The sequence below is a fragment of the Vibrio sp. R11-SG3-ISO3-SZ genome, assembly GCF_059834345.1.
Genome location: NZ_JCBDGX010000151.1, coordinates 1 through 4475, shown reverse-complemented (window position 1 = coordinate 4475; position 4475 = coordinate 1). Strand labels below are relative to the sequence as shown.

Below are 4475 nucleotides of genomic sequence, written 5' to 3'. Positions count from 1 at the left end.
CTGATCCTCTTGAACATTATCTTCTTCCAGCACGATGATGGATGTCCAACCGACGGTGGTATCAATCGCTGCAAACTCATAGTCGATGCCGAGCGAAATTGAGTCACCGACGTCCATACTGCGTCCGTTCGCTGCAATCAGTGGGCCGCCTGTGGATTGGTTGGTGGTGTCACTGCGAGAGTAGGATGCTCGCGCACTCAGAGCCTGATAGCTGTAGGCCGCGCTGAGCTCAAAGCCTTTGATCTCCGCATCGCCAATGTTCTCAATCAAGTAGCTGCCATCATCTTGGTAGGATTCACCGATGTAGTCGTCAATCTCGTTTTGGAACAGCGTTAGGTTCGCACTGATGGCATGCTGGTCAAAGCGTTGGAAGTAGCGAGCGCCCACTTCGCGCGATAGGCCAGTTTCTGCGTTAATATCGTCAGCGAGATAGGCGACATCTTGATAGGCGATAAAGGTTTCAAGCAGCTCCGGGCCCTTAAATAGACTGCGAGTGCTGGCAAAGAGCGTCCATTGCTCGGTGATATCCCAATCGGCGCCAAGCGCCCAAGTCCACTCGTTAAATGTGTTCTTGCTGGTTTCGGCATCACGGATGTAGTGGTCATAACGCAGGCCCGCTGTCAGTGCGAAACTTGGCGAGAGCTGAATTCTGTCTTCGAGATAGCCAGCGCTGCTTTTCGCATGCTCTTGCATAAATGGCGTACCCCCATAGGCGCTTTCGCTGGTTTTATCCATGTATTCAAGCCCATAGGTGAAGCGATGCCCACGCTCAGCCAACATTAGATTAGACTGAAACTGAGCGGTGGCACCCAAGTTTTGGTTTTTAGCGGTGTTCTGGCTGTGTCGGTTGGCTGGCCAGCGGCCAGTAATTGCTGACTCGTCACGATCGATTTGAGTGGTACTGGAATAGAGCGTGACTTTACCTTGATGGTTGTCGCCCCGCAGTTCATAGGAGCCCGTAAAGGTGTCGCGGTCATACTGAGTCGGGATTAAGTCTTCACCAGAGAGCTCAGTGTTGGCACTGCCACCCATATCCGGTCTTGGGCTGTAGTCGCCCTCATCACGGTAGAGGTCATAGCTGAGCTGAAAACGATGCAGATAAGAAGGCTCATAACCCAGTTTGAACAGCATATTGCCGACATCGCCGGCTGCGCCATAGGTGGTGTCACCATTGCCGTCTTTAAAGTCATCACGTTCGACGTAGTTCGCGTACACCATCGCATCAACATTATCGTTCAAGAGACCATATGCGGTGACAGAGCCTTGACGACTGTCGTTGCTGGCGACACCACCATACACACGGACGCCAAAGCTTTCGTTGTAACGCAGCAGGTCGCGAGCGTCTTTCGTCTCAAAATAGACCGCACCGCCAAGGCCTGATTGGGTGACGGAGTTGTTGCCCACTTGGATGTCGACCGCTTTAAGGATGTCTGGGTTGAGTGTGAGGTTGCCGATATGGTGGAACATATTGGCGTGCTGCGATGCGCCATCGAGGCGGATGTCTAAGTCCGTTTCCCCGAGGCTACGAATGGTAATGCGTTGGTTAACGGAATGAGTACCGCCGACATCGACGCCGGGTACACTGCGCAGTAGATCCGACATGTGATCCGCTTGCTTAATGGAGATGTCTTGATCGCCCAAGAACTCAGAGCTGCTCGAAACTTGAGTGCCCCAGACTGTGAGCGTTTCATCGTTCGTGTTGTCGCTTTGGGTCTCGGCATAGGCACCGCTGCTGAGTGTGACCGCAATGGCCAAGGCTAGAGTCGATACCGAAACGATCGGTTGGTGATGTGAGTTCATGAACTCCCTCTTATGCATTGTAAATGATAATTAATATCATTAATGTTATGCTACACCGCTAGTACATGAACAGCTTTTATGATTATGCAAAATCGCCAACTTGTTATGAGGAAAGTTATGCATTCAAAACAGATCACCCCGTCACTGTTTCGCATGGAAATGGCGGACGGGATTAACGTCTTTGGCGGCGGGCAGAGGAGTCAGCAAGAGAGCCTAGTGATTGCCCCTGCGACCCCATCGGTGATCTTTACCGTGTTGTTAGATGGAGATTTAGAGTTTGGTTATGACCAGCTTGAATGTACGCTTAGTGCGCAACCTCAGGCGCAAGTGATGGCCGTCAATCTCGTTCACCCTGCCAGTTTTTGGCGAAGTGTAGAGAAAGATCAGTGGGTCGAGAAAATTCACCTTGTGTTGCCGCGAATTTGGTTTGAAACAAAACCGCTTGAAGGCGGCGCTTTTCGTACTTTTTACTCCGCTCACCTCGCCAGTGCTTGTTTTGATTTACCGAGTGAGGCCGCTAAGGAAATACAGAGACTGCTTCGCACCCCGCCCCCCGAGACGATTGCCAAACGCATCGAACTGGAAAGCAACATCCATCAGCTGCTTCTCCAATTGATGAACCAGCTGTGTGCGTGCGAGGTGACTCAGGCCCCTCATCCTAGCGCGCGCCAAGACGTCGAGATGGCGGAGATTGTTGCCTTTATTGAAACCCATTTAACGCGGGCGCTGACTTTAGAGGCTATCGCTGAGTTTGCGCATATGAGTATTTCGTCGCTGCAGAGACTGTTCAAGGATCACATGAACATGACCGCTGCTCACTATGTACGGCGCAGAAAGCTGAATGATGCCAGAGTGAAACTGGCGACCGGTTGTATGACGGTCAGTGAAGCCGCTTACAGTTATGGTTATCGTCACCCCTCCAATTTCTCTCTCGCGTTCAAAAAGCAGTTTGGTTACTCGCCAAATCGGGTGGGTGAGAACGCAAACCTTGAGCAAAAAGAGCTAAGGGCAAAGCGAGTATTCACTTCTGAATGCCCAACGTAGCCCATTGTTTGAACGGGCTACGTTGGATCAGTGTTAAAACCATAACCCAGTGGGCAGCCTGAGTAAAAGTACATCACGCATCAGCAGATAAAACATCACCACGATAACAAATGAAGCGGTGAGGTGTTTACTCATAGAGCAGGTTTCTATTTTATCGAAGTTTGCGATCAACATAATGGCAACAAAAGCGAGTAACGAGGATAGCCCAAAACCAAGCGTGGTCATCAAGAGCGTCCAGAGGGCCATAATGGCAATCAGAGCGCTCTGTCGCATAGTCGGGCTTATCTTTAGCGAAGACCAATTGACTGTATCGCTCGCGCGCCATACTTTACCGATGAGCAATACAGCTAAGACCATCATGGCGACCACAATATAAGTGGGAAATACTGCGCCCAGTTTAGACATGCTCTGCGTTTGATTGAGCAGCAGGCCACCTATGACGATGAGCAGTGCACCGATCGCTATGGTCGAGCCTTTGTGATCTCTTGGCGTGTCAGAGGGAGCAAAGTTATGCTTTTTTGCTGCCCAGAGCGGGAACACAAGCGCAATGATTGCACATATAATGATGCCAATAGAGATGGGGCGAGCAAAAAACATCTCGAAGACTTTACCTTGCGCCGAGCCTATCAAATAGGCCTGAACAAACCCTTGTTCTGCGATCTTTCCTAGTACTAAGCCAAGTACAATTGGCGAAGCACTGAAGCCAAATTTACCTAAGAACCACGCAAACACACCCAGTATGAACATCATAAAGGTGTCATGAGGGTTGCTGTGAATCGCATAACTCCCAATAACGGTTAAGAACGCGACGGTGGGGACCAACAACTGTTTTGGCGTTTTGGCAATCGAACGATAGGCATATTTTCCAAGAATTAAACCGACGGGCAGCATCAATAGCGTTGCGATGATCAAACCGTAGATAAAGGTGTAGACAATGCTGCCTTGTTCAGTGAACAGTGATGGACCGGTCTTAATGCCTTGGACTAGCAAAGCCCCAAGTATGATCGCATCAGGTGGCGTACCAGGAATGCCAAGCACCAATGTTGGGATAAAACCACCGCCAACGGTCGCGTTATTGGCAGATTCGGTCGCGACGATACCATCTGATGCGCCTTCCCCAAATTTTTGATCTTTCTTCGCATTGCGGCGAGCTTCTGTATACGCCACTAACCCCGCAATAGAACCACCTGCACCGGGTAGGATTCCGACGACGGTGCCGATAATGGAGCTTCGCATCAGATTGAACTTACTATTTTTGATGAGAGAAAAGGCGCGTGACAGCGACGATTTTCCTGATACCTCAGCAAAATCTAGATGAGGGGTTTTGTTCGCGACTAGGTCGATGATCACTGGAACACAATACAATCCAATGATTGCAGAGGTAATATCAATTCCGCCGAGCAGTGAGACCTGATCAAAGGTATAGCGGACGTCACCACCGACTACCGCCACGCCAACCGTAGAAAGCAATAAGCCGATGCAAGCGCCGATCAAGCCTTTGAGAGTGTTGCCCACCGAAAGAGACGATATGAGTGTCAGACCAAAAACCGCCATCCAGAAATATTCTGATGGACCAAAGGCCAAGGCGACTTGAGCGAGTGGTGGTGCCAGCATCAATAAGGCAAGGCCAC

At 50.3% G+C, this 4475-nt stretch carries 3 protein-coding genes; 1 reads left to right on the top strand and 2 read right to left on the bottom strand.

Features of this window, described 5'->3' with window-relative positions:
• Nucleotides 1-1800: TonB-dependent receptor plug domain-containing protein (locus AC6R1O_RS17230; protein ID WP_500657488.1), on the bottom strand; the 1800-nt coding region annotated here is incomplete at its 3' end.
• Nucleotides 1801-1917: 117 nt separating this feature from the next.
• On the opposite strand from AC6R1O_RS17230, the gene AC6R1O_RS17225 reads away from it, so the two are divergent.
• The gene (locus AC6R1O_RS17225; protein WP_500657487.1) at nt 1918-2844 is read left to right on the top strand and encodes a helix-turn-helix transcriptional regulator; all 927 of its coding nucleotides are present in this window, start codon (nt 1918-1920) and stop codon (nt 2842-2844) included.
• A 33-nt stretch (nt 2845-2877) separates the two neighbouring features.
• On the opposite strand, the gene AC6R1O_RS17220 is transcribed toward AC6R1O_RS17225, so the two are convergent.
• Nucleotides 2878-4475, bottom strand: a 1598-nt coding sequence (locus AC6R1O_RS17220) for a tripartite tricarboxylate transporter permease (protein WP_500657486.1), incomplete at its 5' end; no start/stop codon positions are given.